This window comes from Micromonospora sp. NBRC 110037 (assembly GCF_001652995.1).
GTDB lineage: Bacteria > Actinomycetota > Actinomycetes > Mycobacteriales > Micromonosporaceae > Micromonospora > Micromonospora chalcea.
Window position 1 is genome coordinate 77,424 of record NZ_BBVA01000003.1, and the last position, 22,377, is coordinate 99,800.

General features: G+C 73.7%; 19 protein-coding genes. 7 read left to right on the plus strand and 12 right to left on the minus strand.

What is annotated here, in order from left to right:
• Positions 1 to 107: 107 nt before the first annotated feature.
• Positions 108 to 2,021: a glutamine--fructose-6-phosphate transaminase (isomerizing) gene (gene glmS, locus A4R25_RS10285; protein WP_064446591.1), complete on the minus strand. Its 1,914-nt coding sequence runs from the start codon at positions 2,019 to 2,021 to the stop codon at positions 108 to 110.
• Positions 2,022 to 2,292: 271 nt separating this feature from the next.
• On the opposite strand from glmS, the gene A4R25_RS10290 reads away from it, so the two are divergent.
• Together A4R25_RS10290 and A4R25_RS10295 are read left to right on the plus strand one after the other, a co-directional pair.
• A complete protein-coding gene (locus A4R25_RS10290) occupies positions 2,293 to 3,273 on the plus strand; it encodes an MmpS family transport accessory protein (RefSeq protein ID WP_064446592.1) in 981 nt (326 codons plus the stop codon).
• 31 nt (positions 3,274 to 3,304) lie between these two features.
• Positions 3,305 to 4,489, plus strand: coding sequence for a pyridoxal phosphate-dependent aminotransferase (locus A4R25_RS10295; RefSeq protein WP_064446593.1), 1,185 nt, complete (start codon positions 3,305 to 3,307; stop codon positions 4,487 to 4,489).
• A 43-nt stretch (positions 4,490 to 4,532) separates the two neighbouring features.
• Here A4R25_RS10295 and glmM read toward each other — a convergent pair whose 3' ends face one another.
• The 7 genes from glmM to A4R25_RS10330 form a co-directional block, all read right to left on the minus strand.
• On the minus strand, positions 4,533 to 5,888 hold the full coding sequence (gene glmM / locus A4R25_RS10300; RefSeq protein WP_030501566.1) for a phosphoglucosamine mutase: 1,356 nt from the start codon (positions 5,886 to 5,888) through the stop codon (positions 4,533 to 4,535).
• Positions 5,889 to 6,004: 116 nt separating this feature from the next.
• Positions 6,005 to 6,469, minus strand: a complete 465-nt coding sequence (gene rpsI, locus A4R25_RS10305; RefSeq protein ID WP_030501567.1) for a 30S ribosomal protein S9 — start codon at positions 6,467 to 6,469, stop codon at positions 6,005 to 6,007.
• Between the two features lie 20 nt (positions 6,470 to 6,489).
• A complete protein-coding gene (rplM, locus tag A4R25_RS10310) occupies positions 6,490 to 6,933 on the minus strand; it encodes a 50S ribosomal protein L13 (RefSeq protein ID WP_013288574.1) in 444 nt (147 codons plus the stop codon).
• A gap of 209 nt (positions 6,934 to 7,142) precedes the next feature.
• On the minus strand, positions 7,143 to 8,510 hold the full coding sequence (locus A4R25_RS10315) for an MFS transporter (protein WP_064446594.1): 1,368 nt from the start codon (positions 8,508 to 8,510) through the stop codon (positions 7,143 to 7,145).
• Positions 8,511 to 8,631: 121 nt separating this feature from the next.
• The gene (locus tag A4R25_RS10320) at positions 8,632 to 8,925 is read right to left on the minus strand and encodes a type II toxin-antitoxin system PemK/MazF family toxin (protein WP_043328292.1); all 294 of its coding nucleotides are present in this window, start codon (positions 8,923 to 8,925) and stop codon (positions 8,632 to 8,634) included.
• Complete coding sequence (locus tag A4R25_RS10325; RefSeq protein ID WP_030501570.1) at positions 8,915 to 9,172, minus strand: DUF6364 family protein; 258 nt, start codon at positions 9,170 to 9,172, stop codon at positions 8,915 to 8,917. Before A4R25_RS10325 ends, A4R25_RS10320 begins: the two co-directional genes overlap by 11 nt.
• Positions 9,173 to 9,243: 71 nt before the next feature.
• Positions 9,244 to 9,939, minus strand: a complete 696-nt coding sequence (locus A4R25_RS10330) for a class I SAM-dependent methyltransferase (RefSeq protein ID WP_064446595.1) — start codon at positions 9,937 to 9,939, stop codon at positions 9,244 to 9,246.
• Positions 9,940 to 10,086: 147 nt separating this feature from the next.
• Here A4R25_RS10330 and A4R25_RS10335 point away from each other — a divergent pair, with 147 nt between their 5' ends.
• From A4R25_RS10335 to A4R25_RS10355, 5 genes are read left to right on the plus strand one after another with little or no spacing between them, the layout of a single operon-like run.
• Entirely contained in the window at positions 10,087 to 12,195 is a 2,109-nt protein-coding gene (locus A4R25_RS10335) for a molybdopterin oxidoreductase family protein (RefSeq protein WP_064446596.1), read from the plus strand.
• Positions 12,192 to 13,664, plus strand: a complete 1,473-nt coding sequence (locus A4R25_RS10340) for an FAD-dependent oxidoreductase (protein ID WP_064446597.1) — start codon at positions 12,192 to 12,194, stop codon at positions 13,662 to 13,664. The genes A4R25_RS10335 and A4R25_RS10340 overlap by 4 nt, the downstream gene beginning before the upstream one ends.
• Positions 13,661 to 16,168: a nitrite reductase large subunit NirB gene (gene nirB, locus A4R25_RS10345; RefSeq protein ID WP_064446598.1), complete on the plus strand. Its 2,508-nt coding sequence runs from the start codon at positions 13,661 to 13,663 to the stop codon at positions 16,166 to 16,168. The genes A4R25_RS10340 and nirB overlap by 4 nt, the downstream gene beginning before the upstream one ends.
• Complete coding sequence (gene nirD, locus A4R25_RS10350) at positions 16,165 to 16,512, plus strand: nitrite reductase small subunit NirD (RefSeq protein WP_064446599.1); 348 nt, start codon at positions 16,165 to 16,167, stop codon at positions 16,510 to 16,512. Before nirB ends, nirD begins: the two co-directional genes overlap by 4 nt.
• Positions 16,512 to 17,600 carry a uroporphyrinogen-III synthase gene (locus A4R25_RS10355; RefSeq protein ID WP_064446600.1) on the plus strand — a complete coding sequence of 363 codons (1,089 nt, stop codon included), beginning with the start codon at positions 16,512 to 16,514 and terminating at the stop codon, positions 17,598 to 17,600. The genes nirD and A4R25_RS10355 overlap by 1 nt, the downstream gene beginning before the upstream one ends.
• 11 nt (positions 17,601 to 17,611) lie before the next feature.
• Here A4R25_RS10355 and A4R25_RS10360 read toward each other — a convergent pair whose 3' ends face one another.
• From A4R25_RS10360 to A4R25_RS10375, 4 genes are read right to left on the minus strand one after another with little or no spacing between them, the layout of a single operon-like run.
• Positions 17,612 to 18,229, minus strand: a complete 618-nt coding sequence (locus tag A4R25_RS10360; protein ID WP_030501577.1) for an ATP/GTP-binding protein — start codon at positions 18,227 to 18,229, stop codon at positions 17,612 to 17,614.
• Entirely contained in the window at positions 18,210 to 18,572 is a 363-nt protein-coding gene (locus tag A4R25_RS10365) for a DUF742 domain-containing protein (protein WP_030501578.1), read from the minus strand. The genes A4R25_RS10360 and A4R25_RS10365 overlap by 20 nt, the downstream gene beginning before the upstream one ends.
• Before the next feature lie 60 nt (positions 18,573 to 18,632).
• On the minus strand, positions 18,633 to 19,040 hold the full coding sequence (locus tag A4R25_RS10370) for a roadblock/LC7 domain-containing protein (protein ID WP_013288588.1): 408 nt from the start codon (positions 19,038 to 19,040) through the stop codon (positions 18,633 to 18,635).
• On the minus strand, positions 19,037 to 22,105 hold the full coding sequence (locus A4R25_RS10375) for a nitrate- and nitrite sensing domain-containing protein (protein WP_064446601.1): 3,069 nt from the start codon (positions 22,103 to 22,105) through the stop codon (positions 19,037 to 19,039). The genes A4R25_RS10370 and A4R25_RS10375 overlap by 4 nt, the downstream gene beginning before the upstream one ends.
• Between the last annotated feature and the right edge of the window lie 272 nt (positions 22,106 to 22,377).

Genomic DNA, 22,377 nt, shown 5'->3' on the forward strand with positions numbered 1-22,377 from the left:
GTCCGGCGGCCGTCCCAAAGGATCCGGGAGCCGCCCGGGGCGGGCCGGAGACGGCGCGGTCCCTCCCCCCCGGCCGACGGGTGGAGGGACCGCTGGCGAAAAGCGGACTACTCGACAGTGACCGACTTGGCCAGGTTCCGGGGCTGGTCCACGTCGTGCCCGCGGGCGGCGGCGATCTCGGCGGCGAGCACCTGCAACGGCACGGTGGTCACCAGCGGCGCCAGCAGTGTCGGCGTACGCGGCACGTAGATCAGGTGGTCGGCGTAGCGGACCACCGCCTGGTCGCCCTCCTCCGCGATCACGATCGTGCGGGCGCCCCGGGCGCGTACCTCCTGGATGTTGGAGACGACCTTGTCGTGCAACATGCCCCGGCCGACCGGCGACGGCACGATGCAGATCACCGGGGTGCCCTGGTCGATCAGCGAGATCGGGCCGTGCTTCAGCTCACCGGCGGCGAAGCCCTCGGCGTGCATGTACGCCAGCTCCTTGAGCTTCAGCGCGCCCTCCAGCGCCACCGGGTAGCCCACGTGCCGGCCGATGAACAGCACCGTCGGCTCGGACTTCAGCTCGCGGCCCAGCTCACGGACCGGCTCGATCCGGTCCAGCAGCTCCCGCAGCTTGCCCGGCATCTCCTGGAGCTGGGCGACCACCGCGCCCACCTCGTCGGCGAACTTGATGCCGCGCACCTGGGCCAGGTGCAGGCCGATCAGGTAGCAGGCGACGACCTGGGTGAGGAACGCCTTGGTGGAGGCGACGGCGATCTCCGGGCCGCCGTGGGTGTAGAGCACGGCGTCGGACTCGCGCGGGATGGTCGAGCCGTTGGTGTTGCAGATGGCCAGCACGCGGGCCTTCTGCTCCTTGGCGTGGCGCAGCGCCATCAGCGTGTCCATCGTCTCGCCGGACTGCGAGATCACCACGATCAGCGTGGACCGGTCCAGCACCGGGTCGCGGTAGCGGAACTCGCTGGCCAGCTCCACCTCGCAGGGGATTCGGGTCCAGTGCTCGATGGCGTACTTGGCGACCAGGCCGGCGTGGTAGGAGGTGCCGCAGGCGACGATGAAGATCTTGTCGACGTCGCGCAGGTCCTGCTCGCTCAGGCGGACCTCGTCGAGGGCGATCTCGCCGGTCTCGGTGAGCCGGCCCAGCAGCGTGTCGGCGATGGCCTGCGGCTGCTCCTCGATCTCCTTGAGCATGAACCAGTCGTAGCCGCCCTTTTCGGCGGCCGACGAGTCCCAGTCGATGTGGAAGTCGGTGCCGCTGGCCGGCTGACCGTGGAAGTCGGTGATGTCGATGCTGTCCGGCGTGATCAGGACGATCTGGTCCTGCCCCAGCTCGACCGCGTCCCGGGTGTGCTCGATGAACGCGGCGACGTCGCTGGCCAGGTAGTTCTCGCCGTCGCCCCGACCGACGACCAGCGGCGAGTTGCGCCGGGCGCCGACCACCGCGCCGGGGATGCCGGCGTCGACGGCGAGCAGCGTGAACGCGCCCTCCAGGCGCCCGCAGACCACGCGCATGGCGGCGGCGAGGAGCTGCGGGCTGTCGGTCTCGCCGGCCGCGCGCAGGTCGGCCAGCGCGCGGGCGATCAGGTGCGCGGCGCACTCGGTGTCGGTGTCGCTGGCGAACTCGACGCCCTCGTCCTCCAGCTCGGCGCGGAGCTTCGCGAAGTTCTCGATGATGCCGTTGTGGATCACCGCGACGCGGCCGTCCGGGGAGAGGTGCGGGTGGGCGTTGCGGTCGGTCGGGCCGCCGTGGGTGGCCCAGCGGGTGTGGCCGATGCCGGTGGTGCCGTCGCCGATGCCGATCGGGCTGGCGGCGCAGTCCTCGGGGTTGTCGGCCGCCCGCTCGGAGAGGACCTTCTCCAGGTTCGCGAGCTTGCCGGCCTTCTTCTCGGTCAGCAGCTCGTCCTCGCAGACCACGGCGACACCGGCCGAGTCGTAGCCGCGGTATTCGAGCCGCCGCAGTCCGTCAAGCACGATGCCGAGCGCCGGGCGGGCACCGGCGTAACCCACGATTCCACACATGGTCCGCAGCCTAACCGAGTTTCGCTCATCGCGCGTGCTCGGAAGGCCGGTTAACGATCACTGAATTTGAGCGAACCGAACACCGGGGTTGCTATGTCGGACAACGCACCAGCCGGGCTCATCTGCCGTTTGCGTACCGGTTCGGGACGTGCCGCGCACCGGGCGGACCGGGTCCACGCGGGTGGCCGCCACGGCCTACATTGGGGCCGGGCTCCGCCCCCGGGCCCATCGTTCCGCGGGCGTCCGCGCCGTACCCCTGTGAGCTGAGCCGATGTCCGAGACGACCCCTTCCCCCGAGCCGACCTCCGGACCGGTCGACCCGACCGCCGCGCCGGTGACCCCGCAGCCCTCCACCTGGACCCCGCCGGACCCGCTGGCCGCTCCGCAGCCGTGGACGCCACCCGAGCCCTGGTCGCCGTCGTCACCGTCGCCCTGGAGCGCCCCCGGCGCCGGTCACCCCGGTCAGGCGGGCGGCGCCGAGGGGCGGCCGGCGGGCGATCCGGGCCGGGCCGCTCCGGCCGACTCGCCGGGCGCCGGCGACCAGGGACAGCCCGGGACGCCGGGCGGGCCCGCCAACCCGGACGCACCGCAGTGGCCGGCCCAGCCGGGAGCGCCGGGCTGGCCGGCGCAGCCGGGCACCCCTGGCTCGTCCCCACCGCCGAGCGCCTACCAGCCCGGCACGTATCCGCCCGGGCCGTACCCGCCCACCGCGTACCCGCCGGGGCCCTACCCGCCGCCGTACGCGTACCCGGGGATGCCGCCGCGCCGCAGCGGCGGCGGTTGGGCGGTCGGGGTGGTGGTCGGCATCGTCACCGTCCTGGCGCTGATCGTCTGCGGCTGCGTCGGGCTGGCCTTCCTCGGCAGCACCATGGACGACGGGACCGCAGCCGGCACCGGGTACGAGGAGCCGATCTACGGCGAGCCCGGCGACTGGACCGACGATCCGAGCGCGCCCCCGGCGAGGCCGGCGACCACCCCGTCCGGCGGCCCCGGCAAGTACACAGTGCTGTACGAGGTGACCGGCTCCGAGGGCGACGCGGAGGTGCAGTACTACGACGCGAACGGCGACTTCCACCAGCTCAACCTGGTGGACTCGTCCTGGCGGCTGAGGTTCACCACGAACAACCGTGAGCGGGTCCAGATCGTCACCATGCCCGGAAGCGCTGCTGGGTTGACCTGCCGGATAACCATCGACGGCAAGGTCGTCTCCCAGAAGTCGGGAAGGTGGGGCGTGACCTGCTTCGGCTGGTGAGCCCGTGGTGGCGGGCCGTAGGCTCGCAGCCGTGACGACGACCGATCCCCTGGTGGCCCGGATGCGGCCGTTCGGCACCACCGTCTTCGCCGAGATGTCCGCGCTGGCCGTGCGTACCGGGGCGGTCAACCTCGGGCAGGGCTTCCCGGACACCGACGGCCCGCCGGAGATGCTCGCCGCCGCCGCCGAGGCGCTGCGTACCGGCCACAACCAGTACCCGCCCGGCCCGGGCATCCCCGCGCTGCGCGTCGCCGTCGCCGCGCACCAGCGCCGGTTCTGGGACCTGGAGTACGACCCGGACGGCGAGATCGTCGTGACGGCCGGGGCGACCGAGGCGATCGCGGCGAGCATCCTCGCGCTGTGCGAGCCGGGTGACGAGGTGATCTGCTTCGAGCCGTACTACGACTCGTACGCCGCCTCGATCGCGCTGGCCGGAGCGGTGCGCCGCCCGGTGACGCTGCGGCCCGGCGCCGACGGCAGGTACGCGTTCGATCCGGACGAGCTGCGCGCCGCGTTCGGGCCGCGTACCCGGCTGGTGCTGCTGAACTCGCCGCACAACCCGACCGGCAAGGTCTTCACCGCCGACGAGCTGACGACGGTGGCCGAGCTGTGCCGGGAACACGACGTGTACGCGGTCACCGACGAGGTGTACGAGCACCTGGTGTTCACCGACGCCGCCGCGCCGCACGTGCCGCTGGCCACGCTGCCCGGCATGCGGGAGCGGACGCTGCGCATCTCGTCGGCCGGCAAGACGTTCTCCTGCACCGGCTGGAAGGTCGGCTGGGTGAGCGGCCCGGCGCCGCTGGTGGCGGCGGTGCTGCGGGTGAAGCAGTTCCTGACGTTCGTCAACGCCGGGCCGCTGCAACCGGCGGTGGCGGTGGCGCTCGGGTTGCCGGACGCCTACTTCACCGAATTCCGGGACGACATGCAACGCCGGCGGGACCAGCTCGCCGCCGGGCTGGCCGACGCCGGGTTCGGCGTGCTCGCGCCGGAGGGCACCTACTTCGTCACCGCCGACGTCACGCCGCTGGGCGGCCGGGACGGGGTGGAGTTCTGCCGGGCGCTGCCGGAGCGCTGCGGCGTGGTGGCGGTGCCCACGCAGGTGTTCTACGACGACGTGGAGGCCGGCCGCCGGCTGGTCCGGTTCGCGTTCTGCAAGCGGCCGGAGGTGCTGGCCGAGGCGGTGACCCGGCTGCGCGGTCTGCGCGGAAACTGAACCGCCCGCTGGAGGGAGATCCCCAGCGGGCGGGCGGCGTGGCTCAGGCGACCGGGCTGGCGGTGCGGACCTGCTCGGCGATGCGCTCGGCGACCTCGCGCGCGGTGTCCTCGGTGGCCGCCTCGACCATGACCCGCACCAGCGGCTCGGTGCCCGACGGGCGCAGCAGCACCCGGCCGGTCTCGCCCAGCTCCGCCTCGGCGCGCTCGACCTCGGCCCGGACAGCCGGTGCGGCGGCACCGACGGTACGGTCGCCGACCGGCACGTTGATCAGCACCTGGGGCAGCTTGGTGACCACGGCGGCCAGCTCGGCCAGCGAGGTGCCGGTGGCGGCCATCCGCGCCATCAGGTGCAGGCCGGTCAGCACGCCGTCGCCGGTGGTCGCGTACGCGGGCAGCACGATGTGCCCGCTCTGCTCGCCACCGAGCGCCAGGCCGGAGGCGCGCAGCTCCTCCAGCACGTACCGGTCGCCGACCTTGGTCTCGACCAGCCGGATGCCGTGCTCGGACATGGCCAGCCGGAGACCGAGGTTGCTCATCACGGTGGCGACCAGGGTGTCCTGGGTCAGCTCGCCGGCGTCCCGCATGGCCAGCGCGAGGATCGCCATGACCTGGTCGCCGTCGACCTCGTCGCCGTCGGCGGTGACCGCGACGCAGCGGTCGGCGTCGCCGTCGTGGGCGATGCCCAGGTGCGCGCCGTGCTCGACCACGGCGGCGCGCAGCGCGTCGATGTGGTTGGAACCGCACTCGTCGTTGATGTTGAGCCCGTCCGGCTCGGCGTGGATGGCGATGACCTCGGCGCCTGCCTCGCGGTAGGCGACCGGGGCGACGTCGGCCGCCGCGCCGTTGGCGCAGTCGACCACGACCTTGATCCCGTCGAGGCGGTGCGGCACGGTGCCGACCAGGTGCTGCACGTAGTGGTCGGCGCCGTCGAGCAGGTCGTGTACGCGGCCGACGCCGGCGCCGGTGGGGCGCTTCCAGGCGGTGGTGGCGTTCGCCTTCACCGCCTCCTCGATCCGCATCTCGATCTCGTCGGGCAGCTTGTGCCCGCCGGCGGCGAACAGCTTGATGCCGTTGTCCGGCATCGGGTTGTGCGAGGCGGACAGCATCACGCCCAGGTCGGCCTTGGCCTCGGCGGTGAGGAACGCCACGGCCGGGGTGGGCAGCACGCCGACCCGGACCACGTTGGCGCCGGCGCTGGTGAGCCCGGCGACCACCGCCGCCTCCAGCATCTCGCCGCTGGCCCGGGTGTCCCGGCCGACCACCGCGAGCGGCGGATGGCTCTTGTCGGTCTCGGCCAGCGTGTGGGCCGCGGCCACCGCGACCGCAAGCGCCAACTCCGGGGTGAGATCCGCGTTCGCCCGCCCGCGTACGCCGTCCGTGCCGAACAACCGGCCCATACCCGCCAACCTCCGTGGAACTGCCGATGAGGAGAGAAACGCGGAACGGCCGGTCCGCCTCCCGGGAAGGGGAAGCGGACCGGCCGTCCGTCAGAAGTACAAGGCGCTTGTGGTGATCAGCGCTTCGAGTACTGAGGAGCCTTGCGGGCCTTCTTGAGGCCGTACTTCTTGCTCTCCTTGACCCGGGCGTCACGGGTCAGGAAGCCGGCCTTCTTCAGGGCCGGGCGGTCGTCGGGCTCGCTGACGATCAGCGCCCGGGCGATGGCGAGCCGCAGCGCGCCGGCCTGGCCGGTGGTGCCGCCGCCACGCAGGTTGGCGATCACGTCGAACGCCTCGGCCTTCTCGGCGGTGACCAGCGGGTCCTTGATGAGCTGCTGGTGCACCTTGCTCGGGAAGTAGGCCTCGAGGTCGCGGCCGTTGCAGGTGATCTTGCCGCTGCCCGGGACGATCCGGACCCGGACGATGGCTTCCTTGCGCCGACCCACGGTCTGGATCGGGCGGTCACCACGGGGCGCGCGCGCGACGGGCGCCGGCGCCTCGGTGGCCTCGGGGGCGACCTCGGTGGCGGTGATGTCGGTCATGCTGCTTCCTTCGCCCGCGCTCACTGCGCGATCTGCTTGATCTCGAACGGCACCGGCTGCTGCGCGGTGTGCGGGTGCTCGGCACCGGCGTAGACCTTCAGCTTCTTGAGAAGCTGACGGCCCAGCTTGTTGTGCGGGAGCATGCCCTTCACGGCCAGCTCGATGGCCCGCTCGGGCCGCTTGGTGAGCAGCTCGTCGTAGCCGACCCGCTTCAGACCACCCGGGTAACCGGAGTGGCGGTAAGCGACCTTGGTCTGGCGCTTGTTGCCGGTCAGCGCGACCTTGCCCGCGTTCACGATGACGACGAAGTCGCCCGTGTCGACGTGCGGCGCGAAAGTCGGCTTGTGCTTGCCACGCAGGAGCGTGGCGGCGTGGGTCGCCAGGCGGCCCAGCACGACATCAGAGGCGTCGATGACGTGCCACTGACGCTCGATCTCACCCGGCTTCGGGCTGTACGTACGCACAGGTCTACCTTGTCTCGTCGTCGGTCTGGGGTCGCGCGCCGAGGTGACCGGGAATACCCAGCCGGACCAGCGCGCACGAACGACCAAGCGTACCTGATGCGGCACGCCTAAGAATGTCGTACAACAGCAGGCAACGATACCCGGCCGCCCGGCGGCAGGTCAAAACGGGGTGGTACCCCGCGTGGCCTGCGCGTTCGCCATGGCGCAGCTCACACGCCGACCAGCGTACGCGGCCCGGGACGCAGGTAGACCACCCAGGTCACCAGGAAGCAGAGCGCGTACCAGGCGATGAATGCCAGGTAGGCGGCGTCAGCCGTGCCGGAGGTCAGGAACGACTGCCGGAACGCCACGTTCACCAGCACCCCGCCCGAGGCTCCGACCGCCCCGGCGATGCCGATCACCGCCCCGGACAGGCGCCGGGCCCGCCGCTGCGCCGCCTCCGGGTCGCCGGTCAGCTCGCTCTCCGCGACGGCCCGGGCCCGGAAGATCGCCGGGATCATCTTGTACGTCGAGCCGTTGCCGATGCCGGAGAAGACGAACAGCGCCAGGAACCCGGCCAGGTAGAGCGGGAACGAGCGCTCCCGGGCCGCGTACAGCACCAGCCCGGCTCCGGCGGCCATGGCCACGAAGTTCCAGAACGTGACCCGGGCCCCGCCCAGCCGGTCGGCGAGCTGGCCGCCCACCGGCCGGATGAGCGACCCGATCAGCGGCCCGAGAAAGGTCAGCCAGGCGGCGTCGACGGGCGTCGGGAACCGCTCGTGGAACTGGAGTTGGAGCACCTGGCCGAAGGCGAACCCGAAGCCGATGAACGAGCCGAACGTGCCCACGTAGAGCAGCGACATCACCCAGGTGTGCGGGTCGCGGGCCGCCGCGCGCAGCGCGCCCGGCTCGTTGCGCGCCCCCGGAACGTTGTCCAGCCAGCGGGCCGCGGCCAGCGTGGCCAGCACGATCAGCGGCAGGTAGACCGCCGGCACCAGCCGGGGGTACGCGGCGCCGGCCGTCGCCAGCACCGCCAGCCCGACCAGTTGCACGGCAGGTACGCCCAGGTTGCCGCCACCGGCGTTGAGCCCCAGCGCCCGGCCCTTGAGCCGCTCCGGGAAGAACAGGTTGATGTTCGCCATCGAGGAGGCGAAGTTGCCCCCGCCTACGCCGGACAGGCAGGCCAGCACCATCAACGTGGCGTACGACACCCCGGGCTCGATCAGCACCGCCATCGGCACCGCCGGCACGAGCAGCAGCAACGCGCTCACGATGGTCCAGTTCCGGCCGCCGAAGCGGGCCACCGCCAGCGTGTACGGCAGCCGCAGCACCGCCCCCAGCGCGGCCGGTACGGCGGTGAGCAGGAACTTCCCGGCGGGGTCGATGCCGTACTCGGGACCCAGGAACAACACGGTCACCGACCAGAGGCTCCACACGGAGAAGCCGACGTGCTCGGCGAAGATCGACACGTACAGGTTGCGCCGGGCGACCCGGGCGCCCCCGGCGGCCCAGAACGCCGGGTCCTCCGGCCGCCATTCGGTGAGCCGTCCGGCGGTACGGGCCGACGGCCGGGTCGGTGCGGAAACGAGCGTGCTCACGGCGACTCCTCCTCGTCGATGACGAGGGGACGCTCTCAGCCGGCGGTTTCCCCGGCGTACCCCGCGCGCGTCGGCGCGGCAACGGAGATCGCACGTCCGCCGGAGGGCGCCGGTGAGGCGGTCACAGCTCCTGGAGGATCCGCAGGGCCCGGCCGACCCGCTGCATGGTCTCGGTGTCGGCCACGTCCACGCACTCGGCGAACCACTTCTTCATCGGTGCGGAGATCCGGTCGGGCATCACCACGTACGGGCCCATCGGCACGGCCAGCGGCGAGTCGCGCAGCAGCGACTCCTCGACCACCTCGGCCACGATCACGATGGGTACCGCAGTGGCGTTGTAGACGTCGGAGCTGATCACCAGACCGAACCGTTCCCGGGCGCCGGAGATGCGCCAGACCTCACCCCTACGCAGCACGCGGACGCCCGCCGAACAGGGCGTCGTCGACGAGCGCGGCCTCCTGGGCGTCGGCCAGGGCGGCGGCTTCCAGGTCCAGGCCGGCACGGCCGACCGCGTCGGCGTGCGCGGTGAAGACCTCGCGCAGCGCCTTCTCCCGGGCGGCCTGGTCCATCCAGGCGGAGAGGGAGAGCCCTTCCCGCTTGGCGAACCGGCGCGCTTCCTCGATCGTCTCGTCGGAGAACGACAGTGTCACCTTGGCGGTCATGCCGGGAAGACTACCCAGCGGTATGACCAGCAGTCATCCTCGTTCCCGCCGATCGCGGAAACGGACAGTGATCAGGGACGCCGGCCGCCGAAGACCGCGAAACGCCATTCCTTGAAGAAGCAGTCCACGTCCACCAGCCCCGCCTCGGTCAGCCACCGGCACTGGTCTGCCACCGTGGCCGGCCGGTCGTGCCGCATCCGCTGCCGGGCGCCGGCGATCTCCTCGGCGTCCGAGCCCAGCTCGGTGATCCGCGCCGTCCACACCTCGTCGTAGCGGCGGTCCAGCGCCGGCGTCGGCCCGGCCACCTGCTCGGCGTTGACGAACACGCCGCCCGGCGCCAGCGCGCCCGCGGCCCGCTTGTACAGCGCCCGTTTGCCCTCGTCGTCGAGGTGGTGGATGGCCAGCGCGGAGACCACCGCGTCGTACCGGCCGGCGGGCAGCGGGTCGGCCAGGTCGGCGTGCACAGTGCGGTGCGCCACGCCGCGTTCTGTCAGGTGTCCGGCGGCCACCGCGAGCATGCCGGGGGCGCCGTCCACGAGCGTCAGGCGGACGTCGGGCACGGCCGCGGTCAGCAGCAGGGACAGCAGGCCGGTGCCCGCGCCCAGGTCCAGCACCTCGGGGGTACGCCCGGCGGCGAGCGCGGCACGCAGCGGCGGCGCGGCCACCTCGACGGCGGTGCCGTAGAAGGCGTCGAAGCAGGGCACCAGTCGGCGTCGGGCCTGGTCGTAGCTGCCGGCCACCGCGTCGAACGCGTCCGCCACGCCCATCAGAGCCTCCCGTTATTTGAGACAACTTTCCCACATTGTAAACCCCGCCGGGGACGACGTCACCTACGTGCGGTGTGAAGCGCTCGTGACAGGACCGAAACAGAGCAGACCCGGACCGGAAACCGCCCGACGGCACGCTTTTCCGACATGACAGACGGTGCACGCACGGCGACGCGAACGGGTTCAGGCCCCGCGCAGGCCGCCACGCACTGCCCGTACTGCGCCCTGCAGTGCGGCATGGTGCTGCGCGCCACCGGCGACGGCGTCGAGGTCGGCGCCCGGGACTTCCCGACCAACCGGGGCGGGCTGTGCCAGAAGGGCTGGACCGCCGCCGACCTGCTCGACCACCCGGACCGGCTCACCACCCCGCTGCTGCGCGACCGGCCCAGCGGCGAGCTGCGCCCGGCGACCTGGGACGAGGCGGTCGACCGGATCGCCGCCGGGGTGCGGGACGTGCAGCAGCGCCACGGGCCGGACGCGGTAGCGGTCTTCGGCGGTGGCGGCCTCACCAACGAGAAGGCGTACGCGCTGGGCCGCTTCGCCCGGGTGACGCTGCGGACCCGGCACATCGACTACAACGGACGCTGGTGCATGTCCTCGGCCGCCGCGGCCGGCAACCGGGCGTTCGGGATCGACAGGGGGCTGCCGTTCCCGCTGGCGGACCTCGGCCACGCGGACACGCTGCTGCTGGTCGGCGCGAACCCGGCCGAGACCATGCCGCCGCTGATGCGGCACGTCACCGACCTGCGGGAACGCGGCGGCCGGCTGATCGTGGTCGACCCGCGCGCCACGGCCACCGCCCGCCAAGCCGACCTGCACCTGCAACCGCTGCCCGGCACCGACCTCGCGGTGGCGAACGCGCTGCTGCACATCGCGCTCACCGAGGGCTGGCTGGACCGGGCGTACGTGGCGGAGCGGACCACCGGCTTCGACGAGGTCCGGCGGACGGTGGCCGGCTACTGGCCGGCGGAGGTGGAGCGGCTCTCCGGCGTGCCGGTGGCCGACCTGTACGCGACCGCCCGCGCGCTGGCCACAGTGGACCGGGCGATCATTCTCACCGCGCGGGGCGCCGAGCAGCACGCCAAGGGCGTGGACACGGTCACCGCCCTCATCAACCTGGCGCTCGCCCTGGGCCTGCCCGGCCGCCCCGGCTCGGGTTACGGCTGCCTGACCGGGCAGGGCAACGGGCAGGGCGGCCGGGAACACGGGCAGAAGGCCGATCAGCTCCCCGGCTACCGGCGTATCGACGATCCGGCGGCCCGCGAGCACGTGGCCGGGGTGTGGGGCGTCGACCCGGACTCGCTGCCCGGGCCGGGGGTGCCCGCGTACCAGCTCCTGGACGCGCTGGGCACGCCGTCGGGCGCGCGGGCGCTGCTGGTGTTCGGCTCCAATCCGGTCGTGTCCGCGCCCCGCGCCGCGCGGGTCGAGTCCCGGCTGCGCGCCCTGGACCTGCTCGTGGTGGCGGACTTCGTCCGCTCCGAGACGGCCGAGCTGGCCGACGTGGTGCTGCCGGTCGCCCAGTGGGCCGAGGAGGACGGCACGATGACCAATCTGGAGGGCCGGGTGCTGCGCCGCCGGGCGCTGCGTGAGCCACCGGCCGGGGTCCGTACCGAGCTGGAGATCCTCGCCGCGCTCGCCGGGCGGCTGACCGACGGCGCGCCACTGCCGAGCGACCCGCGCGAGGTGTTCGCGGAGCTGGGCCGGGCCTCGGCCGGCGGTCCGGCCGACTACGCCGGGATCACCTGGGACCGGATCGACGCCGACACCGGCGTGTTCTGGCCCTGCCCGGACCGGGACGGCCCGGACACCCCCCGGCTGTTCGCCGACCGCTTCCCCACCCCGGACGGCCGGGCCCGGTTCCACGCCGTGACCCACCGGCCGGCCGCCGAGTCGGTGTGCGCCGACTATCCGCTGCACTTCACCACCGGCCGGGTGCTCGCGCAGTACCAGTCCGGCGCGCAGACCCGGCGGGTCGCCGCGTTGCGCCGGGCCGCGCCGGGCGGCTTCGTCGAGCTGCACCCGGACCTGGCGGCACGGCTCGGCGTGACCGAGGGAGCGCCGGTACGTGTGGTCTCCCGCCGGGGCGAGCTACGGGCGCCGGCCCGGCTCAGCACCGCGATCCGGCCGGACACCGTCTTCGCCCCGTTCCACTGGCCCGGCGCGCAACGCGCCAACTCGGTCACCAACGACGCGCTCGACCCGGTCTCCGGGATGCCCGAGTTCAAGATCTGCGCGGTCCGGGTGGAGCCGGCATGAACGAGCGCATCGTCGTCGTCGGCCACGGGATGGCCGGCGCCCGGCTCGCCGCCGAGCTGCACGCACGCGGCGGGGACCACTCGATCACCGTGCTCGGGGCGGAGCCGCACCGCGCGTACAACCGGATCATGCTCTCCACGCTGCTCGCCGGACGCATCGGCGAGCCGGACGTGGAGCTGGTCGAAGCGGTGGGGCCGGGCGTCGAGGTGCACACCGGCGCGGCGGTCACCGCCGTGGACCGCGCCGCCGGCGAGGTGGTCACCGACGACGGCGAGCGACACGGGTACGACCACCTGGTGCTCGCCACCGGCAGCCGGGCCGTGGTGCCGCCGCTGCCGGGCCTCGCGCCGATGCCCGAGCGGGTCGTCCCGTTCCGCACGCTCGGCGACTGCCGGCGGATCCTCGCCGCCGCCGAGGGCGCGCGCCGCGTCGTCGTGCTCGGCGGCGGGCTGCTGGGCCTGGAGGCGGCCCGCGGGCTGGCCGCGCGGGGTCTCGACGTGACAGTGGTCCACCCGGTCGGACACTTGATGGAACGCCAGCTCGACCCGCCGGCCGGCGCGGTCCTCGCGGGCACGCTCGCCGGCCTGGGCGTCCGGTCCCGGCTCGGCGCGGCGGCCACCGCCGTGACGGCCGACGCCGACGGCGTCCGCCTGCACCTGGGCGACGCCGGGACGCTCGACGCCGACCTGCTGGTGCTCTGCTGCGGGGTACGCCCCGACACCGCGCTGGCCGCGGCGGCCGGGCTCGCCGTCGAGCGGGGCGTGGTGGTGGACGACCGGATGCGGACCAGTGACCGGCGGATCTCGGCGATCGGCGACTGCGCGCAGCACGACGGCACGCTGACCGGGCTGGTCGCGCCGGCCTGGGCGCAGGCCCGGGTGGTGGCCGACGTGCTGACCGGCGCGGACCCGCTGGCCCGCTACCGGCCCCGCCCGGCGGTGACCCGGCTCAAGGCGGCCGGCATCGATCTGGCCGCGATGGGCGACGTGGCCGGGACCGGCGACCCGGGCGGGCCGGTCGAGGAGCTGACCTTCGCCGACCCGGCCCGGGGCACGTACGCCCGGCTGCGCATCCGGGACGAGCGGCTGACCGGCGCGATCCTGCTCGGCGACAACCCGGCGGTCGGCACTGTGGTGCAGCTGTTCGACAGGGGCGCGCCGGTGCCGGCGGACCGGCGTTCGCTGCTGCTCGGCCGGGCGTTCGGCGAGGCGCCGGCCGGGCCGGCCGCGTCCCCGGCGCTGATGCCGGACGCCGCGACCGTGTGCCGGTGCAACGACGTGAGCAAGGGCGCGCTGGTGGCGTGCTGGCGGGCGGGCGCCCGGACGGCGGCGGCGTTGTCCGCGTCGACCCGGGCCGGCACCGGCTGCGGCAGTTGCCGGGACGCGGTGGCCGGCGTCGCCGCCTGGCTCGCCGAGGCCGACCCGGAGGCGACCGACGCGGTACGCGAGACGGTGGAGGTGGCGTCATGAGTGAGCTGATTGTCGTCGGGAACGGCATGGTCGGGCAGCGCTTCGTCGAGGCGCTGCGGGCCCGGGACACCGGCGGGCGGTGGCGGGTCACGGTGCTGGCCGAGGAGCGGCGTCCGGCGTACGACCGGGTGCGGCTCTCGGCCGTCTTCGACGGGGTGGACGCCGACGAGCTGACTGTGCACACCCCCGACGCCGGAGTGGACCTGCGCCTGGGTGAACCGGTCACCGGCGTCGACCGGGCACGGCGCGTGGTGACCACGGCGGCCGGCGAGTACCCGTACGACGCGCTGGTGCTCGCCACCGGCTCGTACGCGTTCGTGCCGCCGGTCGACGGCACCGATCTGCCAGGCGTCTTCGTCTACCGGACACTGGACGACCTGGCCGCGATCCGGGAGCACGCCCGGGGCCGCCGCACCGGCGTGGTGATCGGTGGCGGGCTGCTCGGGCTGGAGGCGGCGAACGCGCTGCGGCTGCTCGGGCTCACCACGAGCGTGGTCGAGTTCGCGCCCCGGCTGATGCCGGTGCAGGTGGACGAGGCGGGCGGGTCGATGCTGCGCCGCTACGTCGAGGAGCTGGGCGTCACGCCGTACCTCGGGGTGGCCACCACGGCGCTGCGTCCCGGGCCGGACGGCACCGTGGCCGCGCTCGACCTCGCCGACGGGCGCACGCTCGACGCGGAGCTGGTGGTGGTGGCCGCCGGGATCCGGCCGCGCGACGAGCTGGCCCGGGCGGCCGGGCTGCCGCTCGGCCCGCGCGGCGGCGTGCTGGTGGACGCCTCCTGCCGTACCGCCGACGAGCGGATCTGGGCGGTCGGTGAGTGCGCCGCGGTGGACGGGGTCTGCCACGGGCTGGTCGCGCCCGGGTACGCCACCGCCGAGGTGGTCGCGGACCGGCTGCTCGGCGGCGCGGCCACGTTCCCCGGCGCGGACACCGCCACGAAGCTGAAGCTGCTCGGCGTGGACGTGGCCTCGTTCGGCGACGCGCACGGCGTCACCCCGGGCTGCCTGGACGTGACGTTCACCGATCCGGCCACCCGCGCGTACGCGAAGCTGGTCCTCTCCGACGACGCGCGGACGCTGCTGGGCGGCGTGCTGGTCGGGGACGCGAGCGCGTACCCGGCGTTGCGGGCCAGTGTCGGCGGGCCGCTGCCCGCTCCCCCGCTGGCGTTGCTGGCGCCGGCCGGCGGCGCGGGCGCCGGCGCGGGGGCGCTGCCGGCCGCCGCCCAGGTCTGCTCCTGCAACGCGGTGACCCGGGCCGACCTGGACGCGGCGATCGCCGGCGGGGCGACCGACGTGCCGGCGTTGAAGGCGTGCACCCGGGCCGGTACGAGCTGCGGTTCCTGCGTGCCGATGCTCAAGCAACTGCTGGACGCCGCCGGGGTGCGCCAGTCCACCGCGTTGTGCGAGCACTTCGACCTGAGCCGGCAGGAGTTGTTCGACCTGATCCGGGTGCGGGGCATCCGCACGTTCTCCCGGCTCGTCGCCGAGCACGGGCGCGGGAGCGGCTGCGACATCTGCAAGCCGGTGGTGGCCTCCATCCTGGCCTCGCTCGGCGCCGGTCACGTGCTCGACGGCGAGGCGGCGTCGCTGCAGGACACGAACGACCACTTCCTGGCCAACCTGCAACGCGACGGCAGCTACTCGGTGGTGCCCCGGATTCCGGGCGGGGAGATCACCCCGGAGAAGCTGATCTCGATCGGCGAGGTGGCCCGCGACTTCCAGCTCTACACGAAGATCACCGGCGGGCAGCGGATCGACCTGTTCGGCGCGCGGGTCGACCAGTTGCCGCAGATCTGGCGCCGGCTCGTCGACGCGGGCTTCGAGTCGGGCCACGCATACGGCAAGGCGCTGCGTACCGTGAAGTCCTGCGTCGGCGACACCTGGTGCCGCTACGGCGTGCAGGACTCGGTCGGGCTCGCCGTCGCGCTGGAGCTGCGCTACCGGGGGCTGCGCGCGCCGCACAAGCTCAAGTCCGCCGTCTCCGGCTGCGCCCGCGAGTGCGCCGAGGCCCGCAGCAAGGACTTCGGCGTCATCGCCACCGAGGGCGGCTGGAACCTGTACGTCGGCGGCAACGGCGGCTTCCGGCCCCGGCACGCCGACCTGTTCGCCACCGACCTGAGCACCGCCGAGCTGGTCACGCTGATCGACAGGTTCCTCATGTACTACATCCGCACGGCCGACCGGTTGCAGCGCACCGCCGCCTGGATCGAGGCGATGGACGGCGGCCTGGACCACCTCCGGTCGGTGATCGTGGACGACTCGCTCGGCCTCTGCGCCGACCTGGACGCGGCGATGGCCCGGCACGTCACGAGCTACTCCGACGAGTGGCGCGACGTGCTGGACGACCCGGACCGGCTGCGCCACTTCACCTCGTTCGTCAACGCGCCCGGCGTGCCCGACCCGTCCATCTCGTTCACCCGGGAGCGGGGCCAGCCGGTGCCGGCCCGGGACGCCGGGCACCGCCGACAACCCGTAGCGCTCGGACTGCCGGAGGTACGCCGATGAGCCCCGTCGTCACGCTGGACTGGACACCGGTCTGCCCGCTGGACCGGCTCGACCTCGACCGGGGCGTGGCCGCGCTCGTCGACGGCGTGCAGGTGGCGGTGTTCCGCACCGCGCACGGCCTGTACGCGGTGGACAACCTCGACCCGGTCGGCGGCGCGTACGTCATGTCCCGCGGTCTCGTGGGCAGCCGGGGCGGCGTGCCGACGCTCGCCTCGCCGCTGCACAAGCAGGTCTACGACCTCACCACCGGGCGGTGCCTGGACCTGCCCGGCGTGACGTTGACGCGGCACCGGGTGCGCTGCCGGGACGGCCAGGTCGAGGTGCGGTTACGGCAGGAGCAGTGATGCGCGACGAGCTGGCCGGCTTCACCATCGGGGTCACCGCGGACCGGCGGCGCGACGAACTGGCCGCGCTGCTCCAGCGGCGCGGCGCGCGGGTGGTGCTCGCCCCGGCGCTGCGGATCGTCCCGCTCGCCGACGACACCGACCTGCGTGAGGCCACCCGGGCCTGCCTGGAACATCCGCCGGACGTGCTGATGGCCAACACCGGCATCGGCATGCGGGGCTGGCTGGAGGCGGCCGAGGGCTGGGGGCTGGCCGAGCCGCTGCGCGCCACGCTCGCCCGCGCGTACGTGGTGTCCCGGGGCCCGAAGGCGACCGGGGCGATCCGCGCCGCCGGACTGCGCGAGCACTGGTCGCCGGGCTCGGAGAGCTGCGACGAGGTGGTGGAGCACCTGGTCGCGCGCGGCGTGGCCGGCCACGTGGTGGCGATGCAACTGCACGGTGAGCGGCAACCCGAGTGCACCGACGCGCTGGTGGCGGCCGGGGCCACGGTGATCGAGGTGCCGGTCTACCGGTGGGCGCCGCCGGCCGATCCGGCGCCGCTGCACCGGCTCATCGACCTGGTCGCCGGGCGGCTCGTCGACGCGGTCACGTTCACCTCGGCTCCGGCGGCCGAGGCCCTGCTGCGGGCGGCCGGGGACCGTACCGAGACGGTGCTGGAGGCGCTGCGCGGCGACGTGCTGGCCGGGTGCGTGGGCACCGTCACCGCCGAGCCGCTGGTCCGGCGTGGGGTGCCGGTGAGCGCGCCGAGCCGGGCCCGGTTGGGCGCGCTGGTCCGCACCATCGTCGAGGAGCTGCCCCGGCGCACGGTCTCGGTGAAGGCGGCCGGGCACGTGCTGACGCTGCGCGGCCACGCCGCGGTGGTGGACGGGGAACTGCGCCAGCTCGCGCCGGCCCCGATGGCCGTGCTGCGGGCGCTCGCCGCGTCACCCGGCAAGGTGCTCTCCCGCACCGCGCTGCTGCGTACGCTGCCGCGCGGCGCCGACGAGCACGCCGTGGAGATGGCCGTCGCCCGGCTGCGGGTCGGCCTGAAGGCGCCCCGCGTGGTGCAGACGGTCGTCAAGCGGGGGTACCGCCTGCGGGTCGACTGACCCGCAGGCGGTCAGCCCACCGAGGCCGGGTAGCCGTGCTCGGCCTGGAGGCGGAGCATCGCGTGCTCGACCACTGTCACCAGCACCTGCTTGACCGAGTCGCGCCGACGGGCGTCGCACAGGACCATCGGCACGTCCGGGGAGATGGCGAGCGCCTCCCGGATCTCCTCCATCTCGTAGTGCGGCGCGTCGTCGAAGCGGTTCAACGCCACGACGTACGGCAGCTTGCGGTTCTCGAAGTAGTCCAGCGGCGCGAACGCGTCGGTGATCCGCCGGGTGTCCACGAGCACCGCCGCGCCCACCGCGCCCCGGATGATCTCGTCCCACATGAACCAGAAACGGGTCTGGCCCGGGGTGCCGAACAGGTAGAGGATCAGGTCCTCGGCCATGGTGATACGGCCGAAGTCCATGGCGACCGTGGTGGTCTCCTTGCCCGGCACCTTCGACGGGTCGTCGATGCCCACGCCGGCCGCGGTCATCAGCGCCTCGGTGGTCAGCGGCTGGATCTCGGAGATCGCACCGACCAGCGTGGTCTTGCCCACGCCGAAGCCGCCCGCGACCACGATCTTCGCGGAGATGATCTCCCGGCCGCGGTTCACCCCGTCGGGGTCATAGTTCGCGAAGTCCACTTAGCACCCTTCCAAGCAGGTTCATCCGCGCCGCGAAACCCGTCGCGGGAGCGGCAGTGTGTAGCGTCAGCAGGCCCTCGGCCACCATGTCGGCGACCAGCACCCGGGTGACGCCCAGCGGCATCCGGGTGTAAGCGGCGATTTCCGCCAGCGACTGTGCCCGGCCTTCACAGACCGAGGAGATGCGGTACTTGTCGTGCCCGGCGAACCGCGCCTCGGCCGACTGCGTGGGCGTGCTGGACAGCACCGCCTCGAGCGCGATGTTCTGCAACGGCTCGGTGCGGCCCCGGGTGACCGCGTACGGTCGCACCAGCGCGCCACGCGGATCACGTCGCGGTTCCATCTCGCGATCACCTCCCCTCGTACGGAGCGCAGCGGCTCCGGCTCATGTCGGCGGGCCCGGTCAGGACCGGACGGCGTCCCTCGGCAGCGGGACCAGCGCCTGCCCGACCCGTTCCACGAGCAACGCCATCTCGTAGCCGACCTGGCCCACGTCGCAGCTGCGCGCCGCGAGCACGGCCATCGACGAGCCGTCGCTGATGGACATCAGGAACAGGTAGCCGCTGTCCATCTCGATCACGGTCTGCAGCACCCCGCCGGCGCTGAACATGCGCGCCGCGCCCTCGGTCAGGCTCACCACGCCGGAGGTGATCGCGGCAAGCTGGTCGGCCCGGTCCCCCGGCAGATCCCGGGAGGAGGCGAGCAGCAGCCCGTCCGCGGAGACCGCCACCACGTGGGCGATGCCCGCCACGCTGTCGGCGAAGTTGGTGAGAAGCCAACCCATGTCCTGCATGGCCGCCGGCCTGTTCATCGGTTCGTCTCCTTGGTCGAGGTGCTGTTCAGGTCGGCGCCGGCCGTACGGCCCCGCTGGACGCCACGGTGGTAGGCGGAGAGCAGCCCCCGGACCTCGTCCGGCGTGCGCCGGCTGCGGTCCCGGCCGCTCTTCGGCTCTATCCCACCAGGCACGAGCTGAGCCTGCGGCACCCGCTTGGGCAGGCCGGAACGGGTGGTGCCGCCGGTGGTGGGCTCCGCGGCCCGGCTGGCCCGCGTCCAGCCCTCGTCGGCCGCCGTACGCCAGGCGCTCGGGTCGATGGCGGGTGCGGGCTCGGCGGCGGGTGGCGGCGCCGGGGCGGCCGGTGGCGGCGCCGCGGCAGCCGTGGGCGGCGACGCGACGGCGGGCGACGACGGGGCGGCGTCCGCGGGTGACGCGGACGGCACGGCCGGTGCGTGGTACGCGGCCGGCGTGCTCAGCCCCGACGCCTGGGCGCCCGGGGTACGGGTGGGCAGGGGCGGGCGAGCCGACGCCGCGGGCGGCGGCACGGCCGGCTGGGCCGGCGCGGGCGGCTCGTCGAAGGTGGGCCGAGTGAAGATCGTGGTCTCGTCCTCTCCGTGCGAACGGAACCAGACCGCCTCCATCTCCCGGAATATCGGGGCCTCGGCCCGCTGCTCGGGACGGGCCACCACGGGCGTCGCCGGGGTGGTCTCCACCGCCGGCGCCGCGGCGAGCGGCTGGTAGGCCGGAGGTGCGACCGGCTGGGCGGCCTCGACGCCCGGCGACCGCTTGGGCAGCGGGTCCAGCGCCGGGTACGCCACCGTCGGCCCGCCGGCCGACCAGCCCGCCCCGGAGACCGGGGCCGGCGTTGCCGGAGGCGCCGGGACCGCCGGCAACGTGCCGGTCGCCCCGCCCAGCTGTACGGCGGGAGTGGTGTCCCGCGCCTCGGCGGGCGCCTGCCACCTGGCGGGCGGGGCGGTGGTCGCCCCGCGCCACCCGTCGGCGAGCGTCGCGGTGGCGGCGCCCCGGCCGGCGCCGGCAAGCGCGTCGGCGACGCCGACCTGGCTCAGCGGTGACTGCTCGACGGCCAGCGGCTGGCGCGGCCGGGTCAGCGGGGCCTGACCACGGTTGGCCGGCAGCACCACTGTCGAGTTCGGCAGCGTGACCTGGGCGACAGTGCCGCCCTCGACGTTGCGGCGCAGCTCGACCCGGATCCCGTACCGGGAGGCGAGCCGGCTCACCACGGCCAGACCCATCAGCCGGAACGCTGCCACGTCGACGGTCGGCGGCGCGGCCAGTCGCCGGTTGAGCGAGTCGAGCTGTTCGTCGCTGAGGCCGAGCCCCCGGTCCTCGATCTGGATCAGCACGTAGTCGCGGATCCGGCGGCCGTCGGCCACCACCGAGGTGTTCGGCGGCGAGAACCGGGTGGCGTTGTCGAGCAGCTCCGCGACCAGCCGGACGACGTCGTTGACGGCGTGGGCGGCCACCGAGATGTCGGTGTCGACGGTGCCGAACTCGATCCGGTTGTAGAGCTCCACCTCGGACTGCGCGGCGCGCAGCACGTCGACCAGGAGCGCGTCGTCGCGACGCGGCACCGCCGAGTCGGCACCGGCGAGCACCAGCAGGTTCTCGTCGTTGCGGCGCATCCGGGTGGCCAGGTGGTCCAGCTCGAACAGCTGCGCGAGACGCTTCGGGTCCTCCTCGGACCGCTCGATCGCGTCCAGCTCGCCGATCATGCGGTCGACCAGGCTCTGCGAGCGGCGGGCCAGGTTGAGGAACATCGCCGAGACGCTCGTGCGCAGCGCGGCCTGCTCGGCCGCCACCCGCACCGCCTCCCGGTGGACCACGTTGAAGGCAACGGCCACCTGGCCGACCTCGTCGCGGTTGGTCAGCTTGATCGGGTCCCGGACCTGCTGGACGATCTCGTCCACGCCGCCGTCGCCGATGGCGTTGACGTTCTGCAGCCGGCTCACCGCGTCCGGCAGGTCGTGGTTCGCCACCGCGAGCGCGCCCTCACGCAGCCGGCGCAGCGAGTCGTTCAGCGACCGGGCGAGCACCACGGCGAGCGTCACCGCGACGGCCAGCGTGATCAGCACCAGCAGGCCCTCCACGACCGCCTGCTGGATCACGTCGGCGCGTACCTCGTCGGCGTCGGCGAGCAGGTCGTCCAGGAGCTGGATCTCCGCCCACCGCATCAGCTCGTCGACCGCGCCGATGGCGTCGGACGCCTCCTGGCGGGTGACGAGCGCGGGCCGCCCGACCGAGCGGGACAGGTCGGCGGCGACCCGGTCGGCGAGCTGGACCGCGTCACCGGACACGGTGCGGTCCACCAGGGCCCGCTGGGCCGGCGTCGCGGACCGGGAGAACGTGAGCAGCGCCTCCTGCTGACCGGTCAGGGTCGCCACGAAGGAGGAGAACTGCTCCTCGTCGATCCGGCCGGCGCCGAGCGCGGTGAAGGCGACCGCCTGCTCCTCGGCCACCTCGGCCTTGGCGTGGGCGAACGCGGCCACCGCGCGGCGGGCGTCGGCCAGGCTCTCCGCGCCCGGCTGCTGGGCCAGCGCGTCGCTGTACGCGACCAGGTCGTCCAGGACGATGCCGTAGCGCAGGCTGGCCTCGGCCACCGGCATCTGCGACCGGTCCAGCACCTCCTGGCGCGTGCCGTTCAGCGTGGACAGGTGGGCGTCGATGACCTTGAGCTGGCTGCTCACCGCGCCCGGCACGTCGCCGAGGCGGCGCCGCTCCTCCTGGTACGCCGCGATGCGCTCGTCGGTCTGGCGCACCCGCAGGTTGTACGCGTCCGGCTTCTCGTCCGGCTTGGCCAGGAAGACCGCCGCGGCCATCCGCTCCTTGTGGAGGTCCTGGGTGAGCGCCGAGATGTCGACCGACACGGCCGTCAGCGACCGGACCCGGTCCGCCTCGTACGCGCCCTGCCCCACCGAGACGAGTCGGATAGTTGCCAGTGCGATGACAGCCGCGACCGGAACGACCAGGATGAGGGCGAGTTTCGAGCGGATCCGCGCGTCGCGCAGCCTCGGCAGGCGCCGTCGCCGGTTCCGCTGTTCGGCGTTGGGGCTCCCGGGCAGGGTCGTAGGTCCGGTGCTCACGACATCGCCTCCGTCGTTTCTTCCACGCGCGACCCACTGACCCGTGCCTGGTGCAGCGGCCAGCGCCACGCGCGGCACGGCCGCGATTTCATCAGACGAGATCGTGTTTGGGAAGCCGCAGGGAGGCAGGAAACGGTCGGGGTCGGCGCAACCCGTGATCCGATCACCTAATACCTTCTTTTCTCCAACCCCCTGATCAGGGGATGTCACTCCAGAGTGGTCACACGCTTCTGTGCAGTAATTGTCAGTTAATGTTCCGTGTCCCCAGCATG